The sequence below is a fragment of the Stenotrophomonas sp. STEN018 genome (genome assembly GCF_056760235.1).
Window position 1 is genome coordinate 27259 of sequence record NZ_JBRREK010000035.1, and the last position, 19267, is coordinate 46525.

Annotated in this window: 16 protein-coding genes; 12 read left to right on the plus strand and 4 right to left on the minus strand. The window is 64.3% G+C overall.

Features of this window, described 5'->3' with window-relative positions:
• Positions 1 to 41: 41 nt before the first annotated feature.
• The 7 genes from ACVOMB_RS14085 to tkt all read left to right on the plus strand — a co-directional run bounded on the left by ACVOMB_RS14085 (position 42) and on the right by tkt (position 9434).
• Complete coding sequence (locus ACVOMB_RS14085) at positions 42 to 974, plus strand: DUF58 domain-containing protein (protein ID WP_481531752.1); 933 nt, start codon at positions 42 to 44, stop codon at positions 972 to 974.
• Positions 974 to 1426: a DUF4381 domain-containing protein gene (locus tag ACVOMB_RS14090; RefSeq protein WP_481531753.1), complete on the plus strand. Its 453-nt coding sequence runs from the start codon at positions 974 to 976 to the stop codon at positions 1424 to 1426. The genes ACVOMB_RS14085 and ACVOMB_RS14090 overlap by 1 nt, the downstream gene beginning before the upstream one ends.
• On the plus strand, positions 1426 to 2424 hold the full coding sequence (locus tag ACVOMB_RS14095) for a vWA domain-containing protein (protein ID WP_481531754.1): 999 nt from the start codon (positions 1426 to 1428) through the stop codon (positions 2422 to 2424). Before ACVOMB_RS14090 ends, ACVOMB_RS14095 begins: the two co-directional genes overlap by 1 nt.
• Positions 2403 to 4199, plus strand: a complete 1797-nt coding sequence (locus ACVOMB_RS14100) for a vWA domain-containing protein (RefSeq protein ID WP_481531755.1) — start codon at positions 2403 to 2405, stop codon at positions 4197 to 4199. Before ACVOMB_RS14095 ends, ACVOMB_RS14100 begins: the two co-directional genes overlap by 22 nt.
• On the plus strand, positions 4196 to 5875 hold the full coding sequence (locus ACVOMB_RS14105; protein WP_481531756.1) for a BatD family protein: 1680 nt from the start codon (positions 4196 to 4198) through the stop codon (positions 5873 to 5875). The genes ACVOMB_RS14100 and ACVOMB_RS14105 overlap by 4 nt, the downstream gene beginning before the upstream one ends.
• A gap of 58 nt (positions 5876 to 5933) precedes the next feature.
• Positions 5934 to 7241, plus strand: a complete 1308-nt coding sequence (locus ACVOMB_RS14110) for a dicarboxylate/amino acid:cation symporter (RefSeq protein ID WP_481531757.1) — start codon at positions 5934 to 5936, stop codon at positions 7239 to 7241.
• A gap of 186 nt (positions 7242 to 7427) precedes the next feature.
• Positions 7428 to 9434: a transketolase gene (tkt, locus tag ACVOMB_RS14115; protein WP_481531758.1), complete on the plus strand. Its 2007-nt coding sequence runs from the start codon at positions 7428 to 7430 to the stop codon at positions 9432 to 9434.
• A gap of 389 nt (positions 9435 to 9823) precedes the next feature.
• On the opposite strand, the gene ACVOMB_RS14120 is transcribed toward tkt, so the two are convergent.
• Positions 9824 to 11782, minus strand: coding sequence for an acetyl-CoA hydrolase/transferase C-terminal domain-containing protein (locus ACVOMB_RS14120; RefSeq protein ID WP_481531767.1), 1959 nt, complete (start codon positions 11780 to 11782; stop codon positions 9824 to 9826).
• Between the two features lie 118 nt (positions 11783 to 11900).
• Between ACVOMB_RS14120 and ACVOMB_RS14125 the strand changes: the two genes are divergently transcribed.
• From ACVOMB_RS14125 to ACVOMB_RS14135, 3 genes are read left to right on the plus strand one after another with little or no spacing between them, the layout of a single operon-like run.
• Positions 11901 to 12275 (plus strand): BlaI/MecI/CopY family transcriptional regulator, encoded by a 375-nt coding sequence (locus ACVOMB_RS14125; protein WP_481531759.1) that lies wholly within the window; start codon positions 11901 to 11903, stop codon positions 12273 to 12275.
• A complete protein-coding gene (locus ACVOMB_RS14130) occupies positions 12262 to 13884 on the plus strand; it encodes a TonB family protein (RefSeq protein WP_481531760.1) in 1623 nt (540 codons plus the stop codon). The genes ACVOMB_RS14125 and ACVOMB_RS14130 overlap by 14 nt, the downstream gene beginning before the upstream one ends.
• 1 nt (position 13885) lies before the next feature.
• On the plus strand, positions 13886 to 14458 hold the full coding sequence (locus ACVOMB_RS14135) for an energy transducer TonB (protein WP_481531761.1): 573 nt from the start codon (positions 13886 to 13888) through the stop codon (positions 14456 to 14458).
• Positions 14459 to 14494: 36 nt separating this feature from the next.
• Here the strand turns inward: ACVOMB_RS14135 and ACVOMB_RS14140 are convergent, their stop codons facing one another.
• Together ACVOMB_RS14140 and ACVOMB_RS14145 are read right to left on the minus strand one after the other, a co-directional pair.
• The gene (locus ACVOMB_RS14140) at positions 14495 to 15319 is read right to left on the minus strand and encodes a S1/P1 nuclease (protein ID WP_481531762.1); all 825 of its coding nucleotides are present in this window, start codon (positions 15317 to 15319) and stop codon (positions 14495 to 14497) included.
• Between the two features lie 132 nt (positions 15320 to 15451).
• Positions 15452 to 16099: an OmpW/AlkL family protein gene (locus tag ACVOMB_RS14145; protein WP_481531763.1), complete on the minus strand. Its 648-nt coding sequence runs from the start codon at positions 16097 to 16099 to the stop codon at positions 15452 to 15454.
• Between the two features lie 198 nt (positions 16100 to 16297).
• Here ACVOMB_RS14145 and gap point away from each other — a divergent pair, with 198 nt between their 5' ends.
• The gene (gene gap, locus ACVOMB_RS14150; protein ID WP_481531764.1) at positions 16298 to 17299 is read left to right on the plus strand and encodes a type I glyceraldehyde-3-phosphate dehydrogenase; all 1002 of its coding nucleotides are present in this window, start codon (positions 16298 to 16300) and stop codon (positions 17297 to 17299) included.
• 179 nt (positions 17300 to 17478) lie between these two features.
• Here gap and ACVOMB_RS14155 read toward each other — a convergent pair whose 3' ends face one another.
• Positions 17479 to 18519 carry a pirin family protein gene (locus ACVOMB_RS14155; protein WP_481531765.1) on the minus strand — a complete coding sequence of 347 codons (1041 nt, stop codon included), beginning with the start codon at positions 18517 to 18519 and terminating at the stop codon, positions 17479 to 17481.
• Positions 18520 to 18624: 105 nt separating this feature from the next.
• On the opposite strand from ACVOMB_RS14155, the gene ACVOMB_RS14160 reads away from it, so the two are divergent.
• Positions 18625 to 19044 (plus strand): winged helix-turn-helix transcriptional regulator, encoded by a 420-nt coding sequence (locus tag ACVOMB_RS14160; RefSeq protein ID WP_481531766.1) that lies wholly within the window; start codon positions 18625 to 18627, stop codon positions 19042 to 19044.
• Positions 19045 to 19267: the final 223 nt, after the last annotated feature.

The window sequence follows — 19267 nt, forward strand, 5'->3', positions numbered from 1 at the left end:
GTTGAAATGGTGATTGAGCCACTCCCGCATTCGGTACGGCGATGACAGCGCCTGTGACCAAACAAGCGCTGCCAGCGGCAAATGCCGAGGACGGCATCCGCCCGCAGCTGGCCGAGCTGATCGCGTTGCGCGGCTCTGCCAAGGGCGGCCGCAAGGCCCGCCGCGGGCACTACGCGGTAAGCGGGCGCGCTGCGTCGATGCTGCGTGGCCGCGGCATGGAATATGCCGAGTCGCGCGAGTACGTGCCCGGCGACGACGCACGGCATATCGACTGGAAACTGACCGCGCGTACCGATGCCACGCACACCAAAACCTTCCAGACCGAACGCGAACGGGTCACCTTGCTGATTGCCGATACTGCTGCGCCGCTGTACTTCGGTACGCGGGTGCGCTTCAAGTCGGTGCAGGCAGCGCGTGCGGGCGCGGTGGCCGCGTGGTCGGCGCTGCGTGATGGAGACAGGATCGCCGCCCTGCGTGGATCCCCGCAGCAGGCCTTGGTACCGCCAGCCGGCGGCACGCGTGGTGTATTGCGGGCATTGGATGCACTGGTGCGCTGGTATGGCGAACGGCCAGCCGATGATGGTGGGCTGCAACTGGCTTTGGAGCAGGCTGCACGGGTATTGCACCCCGGCGCGCGCGCCGTGGTATTGGCTGATCCTGCCAGCGCACAGGCAGTACCGGCTGCAACCTGGTCGGCGCTGTCGATGCATGTCGAAGTGGAGTTGCTATTGTTGCTCGATCCATTGGAAATCTCGCCACCGCACTGTGTATTGCCGTTGGCAACGCAGTCCGGTCGTCTGCAACTGGACCTGACTTCGTCTGGCGTACGCGAGGCTTGGCATGATGCCTTGATCGGCCCGGTCGAAGACTTGTGCCGACAGCTGCCTGGGCGGCGTATCCGCGTCAGTACCTTGGTAACCGACGATGCCAGCGATGCCTGGCTGGGTGCAGCGCCAAACCGGAGCGTGGGTTGATGGCCGCACAATTGCAGCTGCGCGACGTGCATCTACCTGCAGCACCCGGGTGGTGGCCGTTGGCGCCAGGTTGGTGGCTGCTGATTGCTGCCGTTGTTGCAGTCGTGCTTGTCATGTCTGCGATCTATTTCCTGCGCCGCCGCAGGTTGCAGGGGTGGATGCGCCTGTTCGATCAGCAGCTGCAGGCAGCGCAACCAGGGCCGGCACGGCTGGCCGCGGCATCTGAACTGCTGCGACGTGCGGCGCGGCGGCTTGATCCGCATGCAGTGCAGTTGCAGGGCGAAGCCTGGTTGCGTTTCCTGGATGGGCCCAAGGGCGAGGATTTCAGCAGTGGCGAGGGACGCCTGTTGTTGGACGGCGGCTTCCGCCCGCAGCTTGAAAGCACGCAGGTCGAACGTGCCTGTCAGTTGGCGCGCACCCGCTTTCTGCAATTGATGGCCGGGCGCCGCTGATGCAGGACATGATTGCCAATTGGGCTGGCCTGTTGCCGGATTTTGCCTGGCCGTGGGCATGGCTGGCGCTGCCATTGCCGCTGTTGATGCTGTTGTGGCCGTTGCGCGAAGAGAGTGGTGCAGCGCTGCGCGTGCCCTACGAGCCAACGCGTTTGCAGGGTCAGGCGCCCTCGCGTGCTGGTGCGGTGTTGCAGACGCTGTTGCTGTGGTTGGCCTGGCTGTGCCTGTGCGCCGCAGTGGCGCGTCCGCAGCAGCTGGGTGAGCCGATAGAGCCGCCGCGACAGGCGCGGCAGATGATGTTGGCGGTGGACCTGTCCGGCAGCATGAGCGAGCCGGATATGCAGCTCGGTGGCCAGGTAGTGGACCGCCTGACCGCTGCCAAGGCAGTGCTGGCGGATTTCCTTGAGCGTCGCGAAGGCGACCGGATTGGTTTGTTGGTGTTTGGCCAGCGTGCCTATGCGTTGACGCCGCTGACCACTGATCGCGCCACCGTGCGCGATCAACTACGCGACAGCGTGGTTGGCCTGGCTGGGCGTGAGACCGCACTGGGTGATGCGATTGCGCTGTCGGTGAAACGCCTGCGCGAGCAGCCGCAGGGGCAGCGCGTACTGATCGTATTGACCGACGGCGTGAATACCGCTGGCGTGCTGGAGCCGTTGAAGGCGGCCGAGCTGGCCAAGGCCGAAGGCGTGCGCATCTACACCATCGCCTTCGGCGGTAGCGGTGGCATGTCCTTGTTCGGCGTACAGCTGCCTGGTGCTGATGACCAGGTGGACGAAGCGACTTTGAGCAAGGTCGCCAGCGAAACCGGCGGACGTTTCTTCCGTGCCCGTGACACCGATGAGCTGGTCAATATCTACGCCGAGTTGGATCGACTGGAACCAGTGAAAGACGCGGGGCCTGCAGTGCGGCCACGTATCGAACGCTATCCCTGGCCGTTGGCGCTGTCCTTGTTGTTGGGCGTGGTGGCGTTGGCATGGCGGGGGGGGCGGCGATGATCAATTGGCAGGATCTGCATTTTCTACGCCCGGAGTGGCTGTGGGCACTGTTGCTGGTGCCCGCCGCCTTGCTGGGTAGCTGGTGGCGGCGTCACCGCAGTGCACGTTGGCAGGAGGCGGTGGATCCGCATCTGCTGACGCAGCTGCTGAGCGACGGCGGCAAGCGCGGTTGGTGGGGTAGCGTTGTGGTCTCGCTCGGCCTGGCACTGGCGGTGCTTACGCTTGCAGGGCCGAGTTGGCGTCAACTGGAGCAGCCGTTGTGGGAGTCGAAGACACCGCTGGTGATCGTGCTGGACCTGTCCAGCAGCATCCGCGCGACCGATCTGCCGCCGTCGCGCTTGCTGCAGGCACGCGCAAAACTGGCAAGCTTGCTGCGTGAGCGCAAGGGCGGCGAAGTGGCCTTGATCGCCTTCGCCTGGGAGCCGTTCACCGTGGCACCACTGACCGATGACGCGGCCAATGTCGCTTTGTTTCTGGATGCGTTGGCGCCGGAAGTGATGCCAGCCGATGGTCAGCGCGCGGAAAAGGCGCTGCTCTGGGCCGGCGATCTGCTGAAGCGATCCGGTGCCCGCAACGGCGAGATACTGCTGCTGAGTGATCATGCCGATGCAGTAGCATTGGCCGAGGCGGCCAAGCTGCGCGCTGCCGGTTACCGGGTCTCGGCGTTGGGACTGGGTAGCCTGCAGGGTGCGTCCTATCGCGACCAGCGTGGTGCGATTGAACAGGCGCACCTGGATGAAACCTCGCTGCGTGCGTTGGCAGCAGCTGGTGGTGGCGCTTATCAGCGCATCGCCAACACCTCGGCCGACCTGCAGGCATTGGGTGTACTGGAACCACAGGCCGGTGCGCAGGATCGTGAGCAGCAGGCCAGTGCTGGCAAGCAGTGGCAGGACGAGGGCTATTGGTTATTGCCACCGTTGCTGTTGCTGGCGGTGTTCGCGTTCCGTCGCCCGCGTCGGGCGATGCCGGTGCTCGCGCTATGTCTGTTGCTGCCGATGTTGCAGCCGGCCCATGCGGCTGAGCAGGGCGGTTGGTGGCAGCGCGCCGACCAGCGCCAGCACCAGCGTCTGGGTGAAGGCGTGGAAGCGTATCGGCTCGGCGATTTCGCCACGGCGCAGAAGAAATTCGAAGGTATCGACAACGATCAGGGCTGGTACAACCTTGGTAATGCGCTTGCTCGTCAAGGCAAGTACGACGAGGCCATCGCCGCCTACGACCGTGCGTTGAAGGCACATCCGGGCATGCAGGATGCGTTGGCCAATCGCGCCGCCGTGGATGCCGCGCGCAAGCGCAAGTCGCAGCAGGATCAGCAAGGCAAGCAGCAGAATCCATCCAAGCCGCAGCAGGGCAAGGACCAGCCTGGGCAGCAGAACCCTTCGCAGCAGAGCCAGCAAGGTCAGCAGGGCCAGCCGCAACAGGGGCAGCAATCGGGGCAGTCGCAGCAGGGCCAGCCGCCGGCTGAGCAGAACCAGGCCAAGGACGGAGAGTCGTCGCCGAACAAGGGCGGGCAGCAGCCGCCACAGAGCGAAGATGCCGGGAAACAGCAGCAGGCGGATCAAGCCCAGCGCCAGCGCATGGCCGAGGCCATGGGTCAGCAGCAGGCGCGCGAAGGCGAGCAGCAGAACGCCGCTGCGCAAGCGGCGATGACACCTGCGCAGCGTGAGCAGCAGCAGGCCGTGGAGGCCTGGATGCAGCGCGTGCCGGATGAGCCAGGCAATTTGTTGAAAGCGAAATTCCAGCTCGAATACGAGCGACGGATGCGGGAAAAACGATGAAAAAGATGCACACAGGCAAGGTCATGCAGCTATGGCTGTTGCTGGGCCTGCTGGCCTTCACTGGCCTGCTGCAGGCACAGACCCGGGCCTGGCTGGATCGCGACAGCATCAAGCAAGGTGAGTCGGTCACCCTGACCATCGAGACCGACCAGTCCGGCAGCCCGGACTATGCGCCGTTGGAAGCAGACTTCGTGATCGGTGCGCAGAGCAGCAGCCGCCAGTTGCAGATGGGCGGTGGCGCCTCGCGCAACTACGCCCAGTACGCAGTTGCGCTGGCGCCGCGCCGCACCGGCATGCTCGATATCCCGGCGCTGCGCGTGGGTGGCGGCAGCACCACGCCCTTGCTGGTGAAGGTTGACGAGGCCCCGGTCGCCAGTCGTGACGGCAATGCGGTGGCCTTCATCGAAACCGAGGTGGATGACAAACAACCCTACGTGCAGCAGAGCGTGGGGGTGGTGGTGCGGCTGTACTTCGCTACCCAGCTGGCCTCCGGCGAGCTGGTGCTGGATACACCAGCGGCGGCCTCATTGCAGCGCATAGGTGACGACCGCACCTCCGTGCGTGAAGTGGGCGGACGCCGCTACAACGTGGTCGAGCGTCGCTTCCTGCTGATTCCCGAGCGCAGCGGCCCGTTGCAACTGGCCGGTGCACGTTTCAGCGGGCAGGGCGCGGGCGGTTTTTTTGATGATTTCTTCGGTCGTGACAACGGCCAGCTCAGCGCCCGTGGCCCCGACCAGACCTTGCAGGTGCGGGCGACACCTGCTGATGCACCGCAACCCTGGCTGCCGCTGAAAAACCTGCAACTGCGCTATACCGCGGCGCCCAACAGCGGGCGTACCGGTGAAGCCATCACCATCGAAGTGGAGGCAATCGCCAGTGGTGCCACCAAGGCACAGTTCCCGGAACTGCCGGTGCCGTCGTTGGGTGACAGCGCGCAGGTGTTTGCCGAGCCGCCGCAATACGACGAGACCTTCAGTGGTTCCAGTCCGCAATTGAAATTGACCCGCCGCTATTCGATCGTGCCGCAGCAGGCCGGTGCGCTGACCGTGCCGGGTATCCAGATGCAATGGTGGGATGTGGCTGCAGGGCAGGCACGCACCACCTCGCTGCCGGCGCTGTCATTGCAGGTTGCCCAGGGCAGCACGACCGGCATGGTCGCGCCACCGCTTGTGCAGCCGCCAGTGACCGGGTCTGCTGCACTGCCCGCAGGCAATGCCTTGGCGGCTTCGCAGGACGTGGCGAGCACGTGGCTATGGCCAGCGCTGGCGGCCGGTTTTGCGTTGCTGTGGCTGGCCACGTTGATATGGGGATTGTCGCGCCGGCGCAGCGCAACGGTGACCCGCAGCGAGCATGCACAGCAAGCTGCCAGCAGTGCTTCGCGCTACAGCAACGCGGACCTGCGCCGCGCCTTGGATGCTGGCAGTCTGGACGAGGTGGCAAGTATCCTTGCTGCGATGGGCGGGGTAGATGGTCTGGATGCGGTGGTACAGAAGTTGAATGACCCGGCACAGCGCGATGCGCTGCAACGTATGCAGCGGGCGCGTTGGGGCGGCGAGGGCGATGTGAGCGCCGCGCGCGCCCAGTTGCGCGAGGTATTCAAAGCCGGCCCGCAGTGGCGGCACACCGCAGTGGCGGAGAAGCCGTTGTTGGACCCTCTCTATCCAGGACAAAGCTGAAAAGGGCGGTTGTACATCGTCTGTTAAGCTGATCCATTCTCTGGAGGGAAACCCACTTATGGCCAATGCAGCCAAGACCACCGCCAAAATGCCGTTCCACTGGAAGATAGGGATCGGCTTCGGCTTCGGTCTGCTGCTGGGCCTGATCGTGCACCTCGTCAGCCCTGACGCGGCTTGGGTGCACACGGTCACCACTTATCTGACCACGCCGGTTTCCGGGCTGTTCCTGAGCCTGATCTTCATGCTGATCGTGCCGCTGATCTTCTCGGCACTGGTGATGGGCGTCTCGGAGATGGGGGACATCCGCTCGCTGGGGCGTATCGGCTGGAAGTCGCTGGCCTACACCATCGTGCTGTCTGGTGTAGCGGTATTGATCGGCCTGGTGCTGGTCAATCTGTTCCAGCCCGGTGCCGGTGTTGACCCGAATGTGGCCGCCAAGCTGTTGGCCGAGAATGCCGAGCGCAGCCAGGCGATCGTGGCCGGTGCGGGCACCGCGCCCAAGGGCCTGGACATGTTGCTGTCGATCGTGCCCAACAACGTGCTCGATGCGGCATCGGACAACGGCAAGATCCTGTCGCTGATGTTCTTCGCATTGATGATGGGCATCGGCATGGTGCTGTCGCCGCCCGAAAAAGTGGCCACGCTGCGCAAGGCCATCGAGGGTCTGTTCGAGATCTCGATGACCCTGATCAACCTGGTCATCCGTCTGGCGCCGTACGCGGTGGCCTGCTTCATGTTCAATCTGGCCGCCATTTTCGGCTTCGACCTGCTGGTCAAGCTCGGTGCCTATGTGGGCGTGGTGGTGCTGGCGCTGGCGGTGCACATGTTCGTCAGCTACGGCATCGCGGTGAAGCTGGCCGGGCGTTCGCCGATCAAGTTCTTCCGTGAGACCCAGGAAGCCACGGTGATGGCGTTCTCCACTGCCTCGTCCAACGCGACCCTGCCGACCGCGCTGCGCGTGGCTGACCAGATGGGCTTCCCGCACAAGGTTTCGCGCTTCGTGCTGACCGTGGGTGCCACCGCCAACCAGAACGGCACCGCGCTGTTCGAGGGCGTGACGGTGATCTTCCTGGCGCAGTTCTTCGGCGTGGACCTGAGCATCGGCCAGCAGTTCATGGTGATGGTGGTCTGCATCCTCGGTGGCATCGGTACGGCCGGTGTGCCGTCCGGCTCGTTGCCGGTGGTGGCGCTGATCTGTGCCATGGTCGGCGTCAATCCGGCCGGTATCGGCCTGATCCTGGGCGTGAACCACTTCCTGGACATGTGCCGCACCGCGCTGAACGTGACCGGCGACCTGGCCCTGACCACCCTGGTGGCGCGCGGCGAGAGCGACGAAAGCGTCGGCCGGCATCACCCGCAGGAGTGAGCTTGTTTGCCGAGTTGCAGTGAGAAACGGCCACCCTGAACAGGGTGGCCGTTTTGCTTGGGGCGTATTTCTCTCAGGCGAAACGAATGCAAACTATCGTCAGCCTTTACGGACTGATCCCGGCGGTAGCTTGTGGGACAATAGGCCGCCCGCAGTTCCGCGGGAGCCTCCTGATTCTGACGACCCATGACGCAGCCCACCCGCCGCCAGTTGGCGAACGCCATCCGTTTCCTTGCCGCTGATGCGGTAGAAGCCGCCAAGTCCGGTCATCCCGGCATGCCGATGGGCATGGCCGATATCGCCGAAGTGCTCTGGAACGACTATCTCCGTCACAACCCGAACAACCCGAAGTGGTTCAACCGCGACCGTTTCGTGCTGTCCAACGGTCACGGCTCGATGCTGCACTACGCGCTGCTGCACCTGAGCGGCTACGACCTGCCGATCGAAGAACTGAAGGCTTTCCGCCAGCTGGGCAGCCGCACTGCCGGCCATCCGGAGCGTCATGAAACCCCGGGCGTGGAAACCACCACCGGCCCGCTGGGTCAGGGTCTGGCCAATGCCGTCGGTTTCGCGCTGGCTGAAAAGCTGCTGTCGCAGCGCTACAACCGTCCGGAATTCGAAGTCGTCGACCATCGCACCTGGGTGTTCATGGGCGACGGCTGCCTGATGGAAGGCATCTCCCACGAAGCTGCTTCACTGGCTGGCACCTGGGGCCTGAGCAAGCTGGTCTGCTTCTGGGATGACAACAACATCTCCATTGATGGTGAAGTGGAAGGCTGGTTCACCGACAACACCCCCGCACGTTTTGAAGCCTATGGCTGGAACGTGGTGCGCGGCGTCGACGGCCACGATCCGGAAAGCATCAAGGCTGGCATCGAACAGGCGCTGTCGCAGTTCGACAAGCCGACCCTGATCTGCTGCAAGACCACCATTGGTTTTGGCTCGCCGAACAAGGCCGGCCAGGAATCCAGCCACGGCGCACCGCTGGGCAAGGACGAACTGGAAGCCACCCGCAAGGCGCTGAACTGGCCGTACGGTCCGTTCGAGATCCCGGAAGAAATCTATGGCGGCTGGCGCGCTGGCGGCACCGGCACGCTGCGTCAGGCCGAGTGGGAGCAGCTGTTCGACAAGTACGCCGCACAGTTCCCGGCCGATGCCGACGAGCTGACCCGTCGTTCGCACGGCGAGCTGCCGGCTGACTTCATTGCCCAGGCCGATGCCTACATCGCCCAGGTGCAGGCAGAAGCGCCGAACATCGCCTCGCGCAAGGCTTCGCAGAATGCCATCCAGGCCTTCGCGCCGCTGCTGCCGGAAATCATCGGCGGCTCGGCTGACCTGGCCGGTTCCAACCTGACCCTGTGGAAGGGTGCGCAGACCGTGGTCGGCGAAGACCCGCATGCCAACTACGTGCATTACGGCGTGCGTGAGTTCGGCATGAGCGCGATTGCCAATGGTCTGGCCCTGCACGGCGGTTTCCTGCCGTTCGACGCCACCTTCCTGGTGTTCAGCGATTACGCCCGTAACGCGCTGCGCATGAGCGCGCTGATCCCGGCGCACGTCATCCACGTGTTCACCCACGACTCGATCGGCCTGGGCGAAGATGGCCCGACCCACCAGCCGGTGGAGCACGTGTCCTCGCTGCGTTACATCCCCAACAACGATGTGTGGCGTCCCTGCGATGCGGCCGAATCGGCGGTCAGCTGGAAGGCTGCCATCGTCCGCAAGGATGGCCCGAGCTGCCTGATCTTCAGCCGCCAGAACCTGGCCCCGCAGCCGCGTACGGCTGAGCAGGTGCAGCAGATCGAACGCGGTGGTTATGTGTTGGCTGACGCCGCCGGTACCCCGGACGTGATCCTGATCGGCACCGGTTCGGAAATTGGTCTGGCCGTGGCCGCCAAGGCCGAGCTGGACGCTGCCGGCATCAAGACCCGCGTGGTGTCGATGCCGTGCACTGACGTGTTCGATCGCCAGGATGCCGCTTACCGCGAGTCCGTGCTGCCGAACGCCGTGCGTAACCGCGTGGCTGTCGAAGCCGGTGTCACCGGTTTCTGGCGCCAGTACGTGGGCCTGGACGGTGCGGTTATCGGTCTGGACACCTTCGGCGCATCGGCCCCGGCCGACAAGCTGTACAAGCACTTCGGCATCACCACCGAAGCGGTTGTGGCAGCAGCCAAGGCGCAGATCGCGGGCTGATAGCTTTCGATCGCAAGTCTTGAGCAAAGGCCGGGGAAACCCGGCCTTTGTTTTTTTGCTGCAACTGTAGTGCCGAGCCATGCTCGGCAAGGGGCTTGCCCAGCAAAAGGCTAACCCCTCCCCAACCCTCCCCTTCGCTGCGCGAAAGGGAGGGGGCCGGTAGTGCCGAGCCATGCTCGGCAGGGGCTTGCCCAGCAAAAGGCTAACCCCTCCCCAACCCTCCCCTTCGCTGCGCGAAAGGGAGGGAGCAGGTAGTGCCGAGCCATGCTCGGCAGGGGCTTGCCCGGTGTTGGAACCGACGACGCCTTCACAGGTTGTCAGCTTCGCGGCTTACGCCGCTCCCACAAAACCGGCTTTCTTAGCGTGCGATCAGGTGGCGATGCACACCATCAAACTTTCCCCGCACTCCGCGCCAGACCAACCCGCAACAACCCGGCATTTAGCCGCTCGCCAAAACTGGCCGGACGCTCCAGCCCCATCCGCTGCATGTACATCGCATCGTTCTCGGCAACCGGCTGGCGCATTGCCGCCAGCACGGTGCGCAGCTTGCCCATCGGCGTCGCAGTCGCAGACTTCAACCAACCCAAGGCCCGCACCAGATCTTGTTCGACAGCATCGAAATCACTGCCAAGCGGATAATCCGGCAGGCTGCCATCAGCGCGGAACGGGGCTAGTTTTGCGCGAAGCACGTCGCCGCGGTTCTGCTGCCAGTGTGGCGGCGCGCTGAAACCGGCTGCGAGTTTTTTCGACGCCTTGGCTTGCTCCAGCAATGCAGGCTGGAATGCCGCATCGGTGATGCTGGTCATCGCGATGACGCAGTCTTCGTCGGTCATGTTGCGCAGATCGGCGATGCCGTATTCGTTGACGAATACGTCGCGCAGATGCCGCGGAATGGTGGTGTGGCCGTAGTTCCAACGCACATTGGATTGCGGCTTGCCAGCATCTTCGCGGGTCGCGCGGAACATCAGGATGCTGCGTGCATCGGGCAGGGCATGTGCCATTGCCACGAAGTTGTACTGGCCGCCGACGCCGGAGACCACGCGGCCATCCTCCAGTGCATCCGATGCCGCCGCGCCGAGCGCGCTGGCAATCATGCAGGAGTTGAAGAAGCGCGCATCGCGGCGTTGCAGGCGTTCCAATGTTTCGTTGCCGCCGTAGAGTTGGTTGATCTCGCTGATGCGGCGCATGCCGATGGCGCTGCGTTCGGCCTCGGGCAGGTTGCGCAGCCAGCTGTAGAACTCGGGCGAACCCAGGTAGAAGGCGCCATGCAGGTACTCGCCTTCGCGTGCCAGACGGCCGCGGTCACCATTGCTGGCGGTGCCGTCGGCCAAACGTTGCATCAGGTCGAGATCATCGTGCACCTTGCGCCAGATCACGCCGGTCTGCACCAGCTTGCGGAAGCCTTCGTTGAGCATCTCGCTGCAGCCGTACAGGCCGATCTCGAACGGCCCCAGCCCGCCGGCTTCGTGCACCAGCGGGTGTTCGGCGAGTTGTGGGTCCAGTGCGTGCAGAATCTGGCGGTAGCGCGCGTTATCGGTGTGCCGCAGCACCAGCGCATGGCTGAGCGCGTCGGCAAGCGTGCCGATGCCAATCTGCAAGGTGCCGCCATCGCGTACCAGGGTGCTGGCATACAGGCCGATGGCGTAGTCGGCGTCGCTGACGGGTTGCCGGGGCAGGCCGAACAGCTGCGGATAGGGGCCGGGCGGGGTGATCACCAGGTCGAAGAAATCCGGATCGACGGCAGCGGTGCCGCCCAGCCACGGCAATTGCGGATCAATCTCGGCAATCAGCAAAGGCTTGGGCAGACCGCGCGCGGCGATGGCGTCGAGCGTGTCCTGGGTGATGTCGTTGTTGCACGACAGCGATAGCTGATTGCTGCCTTCGCGGTAGGCCACCTTCTGCACGATTGCGTTCGGTGCACGTTGCGCCACGGCATCGGCGGCATGCGTGTAGTTGAGGCTGGTGTAGTAACGCTGCGCCTGCGACGAACGCAGCAGCGCGCCGGACTGCATGTAGAACTCTTCCACCTGCACGTGCGCGGGCAACGCATCACGGGCGATGGCATCGGAATAGGCAAGGCGTGGGAAATCGCTGCCGAAGTGGCGCTCGACGAACGGGCGCATGAAGCGCGCCTCCAAACCATCGCCTTTGGCTTGCGGCGGATTCAGCGACAGCGCGGTGTACAGCTGCAGCGGCCGCGCCGGGTCGTTTTCGATGCGCGCGTACAAGGCATTGAGCAAACGATGAGGTTTGCCCAGTGCCAATGGTGCGCCGATGCGCAGTGGGCCTTGGGTATTGCGCAGCAGCCAGTCCACGGCGGCGTCGAGGTCGGTCACGTGATGGGGCATGGTGTCCGGTATCTGCGGGGGTGCTGGCATTACAGCATGACCGCCCTGAATCACTTGGTGAGGGCTTGACAGGGCTTTCGTTTACTCGTGTAATCGTAAAAAATTACAGGCGTAAACGATGATCCGGATCAGCGAGGCCGAAGCGGTAGTCATGGAGGTGTTGTGGAGCCAGCACCCGCTGTCCGCAGATGAGGTGATCGCGCGCCTGCCCGGTGGCAATGAATGGGCCGAGGCCACGGTCAAGACCCTGCTCAACCGCCTGCTCAACAAGGCCGCGATCAGCGCGGCCAAAGAGGGCCGGCGTTTTCTGTACACGCCGCTGGTGCAGCGCGATGCCTGGTTGCTGGAGGAGAGCAGCAGCCTGATCGAGCGCCTGTTCGATGGTCGGGTCGCGCCTTTGGTGGCCCATTTCAGCCAGCATCAGCGGCTCAGTCGCGAGGACGTGGCCGAGCTGCGCAAACTGCTGGAGGGGCTCGACGATGACCAGCACTGAGATCCTGGCACTGCTGCTGAAGACCACCTTGGCGAGCAGTGCGGCTGTTGCACTGGTGCTGATCCTGCGCCGTCCGCTGCGGCGTTGGCTAGGGGCAAGCGCTGCCTATCTGCTGTGGCTGTTGTTGCCGGCGACGCTGCTGTCGGTGCTGCTGCCTGCACCGCAGCTTGCGGCAGTACCGATGCGGGTCAGTGAGGTCGCGGTGCAGGTTGGGCAGGCGGTGGTTGCCGGGCCCGCCGTGATTGCGCATTGGCCGTTGTGGCTGTGCTGTGCATGGTTGGCCGGGGTGCTGCTGATGGCAGTGCGCTTGTATCGCCAGCAGCGGAATTTCCAGCGTGGATTGGGGCGGCTCAGCCAACGCGATGACGGGCTATGGCAGGCACAGGCAGTGGCGGGCTTGCCTGCGGCTATGGGATTGCTGCGTCCGCGGATCGTGTTGCCGGCTGGCTTCGAACAACGCTATCTCCCGGTCGAGCAGCACTTGGTGCTGTTGCACGAGCGCGTGCATCTGCAACGTGGCGACATCGCGATCAACGCCTTGTTGGCACTGCTGCAGTGCCTGTATTGGTTCAACCCACTGTTGTTGTTCGCCCTGCGCTGTTGCCGTGAAGACCAGGAGTTGTCCTGCGATGAACGTGTGATTGCGCAGGTGTCGGGCGCACGCCGCAGTTACGGCGAGGCCATGCTCAAGACCGGGCTGGCCGCGTCCCCGTTGCCGGTGGGGTGTCACTGGCAGAACCATCATCCATTGAAGGAGCGTATTGCCATGTTGAAGCGTCCCGTACCGGGCAGGAAGCAGTGGTGTGCCATGTTGGTGCTGTCGTTGGGCTTGTCGTCCGCTTGCGGCTATGCCGCCTGGGCCGCGCAGCCGGGCAAGGCGGTATCCACCTCCACGTCGACATCGTCTTCTTCTTCATCGACATCCACAACGACCGGCAAGGGCACGGTATATGCAACCTTCGTGTCGGCTACGCTGGAAGGCACCAAACAGCGCTTCGAGCTGCAGCAGTCGGCGGGCACGCCTTTCTCCTTCAGCGCCAGCTCGGACAAGGGCGTGCAGTGGGCCGCGGAGTTCACCTTGCAGCCTGCTGCCGACGGCATGCTCACGCTGAAAGGCACGTTGAAGGCGAACGGGGATCTGATCTCGTCGCCGACCTTGCTGATCAAGCCCGATGTGGCGGCAGGCGTCGAAGTGTCCACCGCCGACGGGCGCTCGACCTGGGTGCTGGAGCTGCGATCGGTCGTTCTGGCCGCTGGTGATCCGGCCATCGTATCGGCAGCTTCCGGCAAGGCCGAGCAGGTTGCCTTGCTGAGTGCCGGACGGATGCCGCCGCCCAGCTATCCGCGCGATGCGATGGACAGTCGCACCACGGGCAAGGTGGTGCTGCGTATCGCGGTGGACGCCGAGGGCCGGGCAACCGACGTGGTCGTTACCGAGGCGCATCCCAAGGGGGTGTTCGAGGCGACGTCGATTGCCGCTGCAAAGCAGTGGCGGTTCACCCCGGCGATGAAGGACGGCAAGCCAGTTGCCGGCGTCATCCGGGTACCGATCTCGTTTGATATGGATGATGAGGAGATGGAATACACCGAAACCCAGAGCAGGGGCTGAGGTGCGCGGGCATGCTGTGGTGCTGGCAGCGCTGATGCTTGCCGGCTGTGCGACGCAGCCGGCGAAAGAGCAGGTGAGCAGCAGTTTCAACCTCAATCAGCACCGGCAGATGCTGACGCCGGAATCTGCTGGCGGCGCAGGCGAGATACAGCCGTATCAGCTGGCGGCGACGGAAAGCTTCCGCATGCCGGTTGCGATAAGTGCCGCTGACCCGGTGTTGCCGTCGGAGTACGCCAAACGTTCGCTGGCCGCCACAACGGTATGCGTGAATGTCATCCTCGATGCGCAGGGGCGGGTGGAACGTAGCGCGCCACTGTTGGCGCACTCGGCTTGCGGCGCGGGAAGTGATGCGGGCAATGCGGGTCTACTGCAGGCTGCGCTGACAGCCACCGCAGGATGGTCGTTCGAGCCAGCTGCGGTCTGTCATTACGCTGCGGGTGTGCAGGCGCCGTCGAACGGGGACTGCAGCAACGCCTCACGTATCGAGGTAGTGCCGGTAACCCTGGCCTACGCCTTCACCTTCGAAGTGATCGAGGGCAGGGCAATGGTGCGGCGCGAGGACGCCTTGCACTGAACATGCGCCTGCCCTTGGTGCAGGCGCGTTGATTGCTCAGGGAGTATCGAGCAGCTGGTTCAACAAGGCAGCCAACTGTTCACCGCCCAGACGAAGTTGGGCCTCGGCAACCGGCTCCCACACGGCGGTGTAGCGCTCGTCGATCTTGTGACCGCTCGGGTACAGGCCTTTGCGGGTGGCGATGCGGCAGGTCTGCTCGGCCCACAAGGGGGGATCGCGCTGCAGGTCTGGTGAGTGCACCCCGGTGGGGGCCGGCAGCGCCTGCAGACGTTGCAGGAACTGGTCATCATTCAGCTGCAGCGGATAGAACATGCCGCTGTCCCAGACCGAGTGTAGGTTGGTGCCGCGGCCGTTGAACTGCAGCTGGTAGTTGTTGCCGCCGCGATCATGGCCGTAGCCGGCATGCAGTGGTTGGTGCAGGTCACCGACCAGGTGCACGACGAACTTGAGTGCCTGCAGGCGTTCGGCGTCGCTGAGCTGGCGGTTGGCCAGAATCTCACTTTGTTGCTGCAGGGCACCCACCACGCAGTTGCCGTCAGGGCAGTGCTTGGGCGGGGAGAAGATGCAGCCGTCCTCGGCCATGTTGACGTAGTGCCAGCCAGCCGACTTCTTGCCCAGATCGGGGTCGTTGGCGCGCAGCTGGTCGGCCCAGGGCGCGATGCTGCTGAGGGTGGCGCCGGGTTCGCTTGCCAGCAGGCGCTCGACTTCAGCCTTGGCGGCAGGGTCCAGGCGGTTTTCGGCAATGCGTGCGACCAGACGGTGGCCTTGCGCGCCCCATGCCAGTGCCTGGCCGGGGAGGGTTGCGGAGACAGCGATTGCGATGCCGAATGCTGGCATCAGGAGGCGGTGGAGCTTGTTCATGCCGCCATTGTAACGGCTGTGCTGGTCTCAGCTGCGTGCGCCAGATGGCGAAACACGCCCCCGCTTGTGGCCGGGGACGTGCTCGCTTGGGGGGAGGGTAGTGTCGTAGCTACCCAATAACCGCGGTGCGGTTCAGAACTTGAAGACGTAAGCCACGCCGTACACCAGCGGATCGATCTTGGCGGTGCCCAGCTTGTTGCCGTTGACCTTCACCTTGGTGTCGATATCGGCCCAGCGCATGTCAACGCGTAGCGCGCCCTTGTCGCTGACGGCGAAGTCCAGGCCCGCATGTGCGGCCAGGCCCCACGAATCTTCCAGCTTCAGCTTGGTGCCAGCCAGCGCGCCCTTGCTGTCGGTGCTGAAGAACTTGGTGTAGTTCACGCCCAGGCCGACGAACGGGGTGACCTTGCTGCTGTTGGTGAAGTGGTACTGCAGCGAGACCACCGGCGGCAGCTGCTTGGTTTCGCCGACCTTGCCGACGCCGTCGATGCTGACGTCGTGCTTGAACGGCAGCGCTGCCAGCACTTCGATACCGATGTTGTCGGCGACGAAGTATTCAAAGGTGACGGTCGGCTTGACGTCGCTGTCGACCTTGGTGGACAGCTTGCCCAGGCCCAGCGCGGCGCCATTCAGATCGCCGGCATCGGACTTCGGGTCAACCGCGTGGACACCGACGCCCAAGGTCCAATCGCCCTTGGACTGGGCCATGGCGGGGGCGGCGGCAGCCAGGGCCACGGCGGCGGCCATGGCGGAGAGCAGCAGGGCGGAGGTCTTGCGCATGTGTAATTCCGTTACTTGGTGGAGGTGGCACCAGTGTCCGCATGGCACCCGGGGGACGCTTTGATCCTGATCAAACACCGGTTTGCGCTCAGCTGGCGCTCAGCTGCGGGTGCCCACGGGGTGGGCATGGGTCCTGCTAGAATGGCATCCCCTTTCCACCCCGCCGCAACGGCTTTGCGGCTGCAGGAGCTTGTGAACATGGCAATCAAGGTCGGCATCAACGGTTTCGGTCGCATCGGGCGCAATGTGCTGCGTTCGGCAGTGTTGAACTTCGGCAACGACATCGAGATCGTGGCCATCAATGATCTGCTGGAGCCGGATTACCTGGCCTACATGCTCAAGTACGACTCCGTGCATGGCCGTTTCAAGGCGGACGTGGAAGTGTCGGGCAGCGACCTGCTGGTCAACGGCAAGAAGATCCGCCTGACCCAGGAGCGCGACCCGGCCAACCTGAAGTGGGACGAAGTGGGCGTGGACGTGGTGATCGAGTCCACCGGCCTGTTCCTGACCAAGGAAAGCGCGCAGAAGCATCTGGACGCGGGCGCCAAGAAGGTGATCCTGTCGGCCCCGTCCAAGGACGACACGCCGATGTTCGTGTTCGGCGTGAACCACAAGACCTACGCCGGCCAGAGCATCGTCTCCAACGCCTCGTGCACCACCAACTGCCTGGCCCCGCTGGCCAAGGTCATCAACGACAAGTGGGGCATCAAGCGTGGCCTGATGACCACCGTGCACGCTGCCACTGCTACGCAGAAGACCGTTGATGGCCCATCCAACAAGGATTGGCGCGGCGGCCGCGGCATCCTGGAGAACATCATTCCGTCCTCCACCGGCGCAGCCAAGGCCGTGGGCGTGGTGATCCCGGAATTGAACAAGAAGCTGACCGGCATGAGCTTCCGCGTGCCGACCTCGGACGTGTCGGTGGTCGACCTGACCGTCGAGCTGGAGAAGGAAGCCACCTACGCTGAAATCTGCGCCGAAGTGAAGGCACAGAGCGAAGGCGCGCTGAAGGGCATCCTCGGTTACACCGAAGACAAGGTGGTTGCCACCGACTTCCGCGGCGAGACCCACACCTCCGTGTTCGACGCCGAAGCCGGTATCGCCTTGGACAGCACCTTCGTCAAGCTGGTCAGCTGGTACGACAACGAGTGGGGCTACTCCAACAAGTGTCTGGAAATGGTGCGCGTCGTCGCCGCCTGATCCACGCAATGGTTGGAAACAGAAAGGGCGCCTTACGGCGCCCTTTCTGCTTTTTTTGGAGCCCTCCCTTTCGCCGCAGGCGAAGGGGAGGGTTGGGAGGGGTGCTGTTGCTCTTGCTCTTGCTCCAGATCCATACCCGGGCTACACGCCGTTGCAAGCGGCACGCTCGTTCGAACCCCTTACTTCACAGGCGGCAACTCAATCTCATCGCTCCCCGGATGCTTGGCAAACCGCCCCTGCCCAGCAGGATGCACCGGTCCATGACTGGACCACGGCCAGCCACCAAACTGGGTACGGCCATAATCGCGCCGCGCTTGCTCGATCTCCTCGGCGGTGTTCATCACGAATGGGCCATACGCCACCACCGGCGCGCCGATCGGCACGCCCTGCAACAACAGGATCTGTACCACGTCATCGCCGCTGTTGTGCAGCGGCAAGGCACTGCCGGCGGTCACTTCCAGCAAGCGTGGCCCGCTGATCGCATCACCATTCAGCTGCAGCTGCTTACCGTCGTGGAAGTACAGCGTGCGTCGCGTGCCTTGCCCGCTCGCTGGCGCCAAGGTCACCGAGGCACCCGGCTGCAAGGTGATCTGCCAAACCGCGACATCGGCTTGCGGATTGGCCGCCCAGGAACTGCGCCCCAGGGCCAGCGGCACCAACTCAGGGTGGCCGGCTTCCTGCGGGACATAACGCCCGGCGATCACCTTCACCTCGACACCGTCGATGCGGTACTTGGGGATGTTCTCGCCCCACAGCATCACGAATTCCGGATCAGCCATCTTGCTTTGCGGTGGCAGGTTCAGCCAGATCTGATACAGATCCAGTGGGTTGCCGTGTTCGCGCGAACGTAGCGGGAACATCTCCGAATGCTGGGTGCCGCCACCGGCGGTAAGCCATTGCACGTCGCCATCGCCGTAACGTGCGGTCGCCCCCAGCGAATCGGCGTGGTCCACCAAACCTTGCGGCACGATGGTGATGGTTTCAAAGCCACGGTGCGGATGCGCAGGGAAGCCCGGTACGTTGACCCCGTGGTACATGCTGAAGCCGTCCTTGCCGCTGAAGTCATGGCCAAGCTCGCGGCCGCCCAGCTGACGCATGTCTACACCCTGCTCGGCGGTGGCCTGCGGGTACTGGTCCAGATGATGGGCGCAGAACAGGAACGGATCGGTGCCCGGCCACGGACGGCCCAGCGGCTCATTGCGGAGGATCAGGTTGGACATCGGTAACTCCTTGGTTGTTGGGGCCGCGTTGCTGGGCTGGCGCCCGCCTGCGTCGACATGCTCTATTGATGGGTGCGCGGTTCTAGGCCACAAGGAGGCACGCCGATGACAGCAACTCACACCGGTGATACTGGCCCAGCGGCAGGTGAAGACGCCGCGTATTGCCAACAGAGGCTGCTGCTGCTGGACCGCGTCGGCGAGAAATGGAGTCTGTTGGCGGTAATCGCATTGCGCGAACAACCCCGCCGTTTCAATCAGCTGCGGCGCGAGCTGAGCGGTGTGTCGCCGCGCATGCTGGCGCGTACGCTGCGCGGCCTGGAGCGTGATGGTCTGGTCAGCCGCAGCGTCTACCCGACCGTGCCGCCGCAGGTGGACTACGCGTTGACTGAACTGGGGAAATCCCTGCTGCAACCGGTGGATGCCTTGCTGCAGTGGGCATGGGCGCACCAGCCGCAGATGGATCAGGCGCGCTCTGATTTCGATGAGCGCCAGCGCGATGCGGAAGATGCCTCATTGAAGGGCTAGTGATGTTCACTCACTACGCGCTTCACACCGCCGGAGCCAATACTGCGCTGGCATCGCTGTTTTGTGGGAGCGGCGTAAGCCGCGAAGCTGTAGGTGCTGAGGCCCTTGGTATCTATGCCATCTGATGATTCACCGGCTTGGGGGGGGGGGGGCCCCCCCCCACACGGGGGGGGGGTGGGGGGGGGGGGGGGGGGGGGGGGGGGGGGGGGGGGGGGGGCGGGGG

Excerpts from the sequence above, each read along its gene's own strand:
- ACVOMB_RS14090 (WP_481531753.1), top strand. The coding sequence starts at position 974 with ATGGCCGCACAATTGCAGCTGCGCGACGTGCATCTACCTGCAGCACCC.
- tkt (WP_481531758.1), top strand. The coding sequence starts at position 7,428 with ATGACGCAGCCCACCCGCCGCCAGTTGGCGAACGCCATCCGTTTCCTT.
- ACVOMB_RS14105 (WP_481531756.1), top strand. The coding sequence starts at position 4,196 with ATGAAAAAGATGCACACAGGCAAGGTCATGCAGCTATGGCTGTTGCTG.
- ACVOMB_RS14095 (WP_481531754.1), top strand. The coding sequence starts at position 1,426 with ATGCAGGACATGATTGCCAATTGGGCTGGCCTGTTGCCGGATTTTGCC.
- ACVOMB_RS14085 (WP_481531752.1), top strand. The coding sequence starts at position 42 with ATGACAGCGCCTGTGACCAAACAAGCGCTGCCAGCGGCAAATGCCGAG.
- ACVOMB_RS14120 (WP_481531767.1), bottom strand. The coding sequence starts at position 11,782 with ATGCCCCATCACGTGACCGACCTCGACGCCGCCGTGGACTGGCTGCTG.
- gap (WP_481531764.1), top strand. The coding sequence starts at position 16,298 with ATGGCAATCAAGGTCGGCATCAACGGTTTCGGTCGCATCGGGCGCAAT.
- ACVOMB_RS14130 (WP_481531760.1), top strand. The coding sequence starts at position 12,262 with ATGACCAGCACTGAGATCCTGGCACTGCTGCTGAAGACCACCTTGGCG.
- ACVOMB_RS14100 (WP_481531755.1), top strand. The coding sequence starts at position 2,403 with ATGGCGGGGGGGGCGGCGATGATCAATTGGCAGGATCTGCATTTTCTA.
- ACVOMB_RS14140 (WP_481531762.1), bottom strand. The coding sequence starts at position 15,319 with ATGAACAAGCTCCACCGCCTCCTGATGCCAGCATTCGGCATCGCAATC.
- ACVOMB_RS14125 (WP_481531759.1), top strand. The coding sequence starts at position 11,901 with ATGATCCGGATCAGCGAGGCCGAAGCGGTAGTCATGGAGGTGTTGTGG.
- ACVOMB_RS14145 (WP_481531763.1), bottom strand. The coding sequence starts at position 16,099 with ATGCGCAAGACCTCCGCCCTGCTGCTCTCCGCCATGGCCGCCGCCGTG.
- ACVOMB_RS14160 (WP_481531766.1), top strand. The coding sequence starts at position 18,625 with ATGACAGCAACTCACACCGGTGATACTGGCCCAGCGGCAGGTGAAGAC.
- ACVOMB_RS14110 (WP_481531757.1), top strand. The coding sequence starts at position 5,934 with ATGGCCAATGCAGCCAAGACCACCGCCAAAATGCCGTTCCACTGGAAG.
- ACVOMB_RS14155 (WP_481531765.1), bottom strand. The coding sequence starts at position 18,519 with ATGTCCAACCTGATCCTCCGCAATGAGCCGCTGGGCCGTCCGTGGCCG.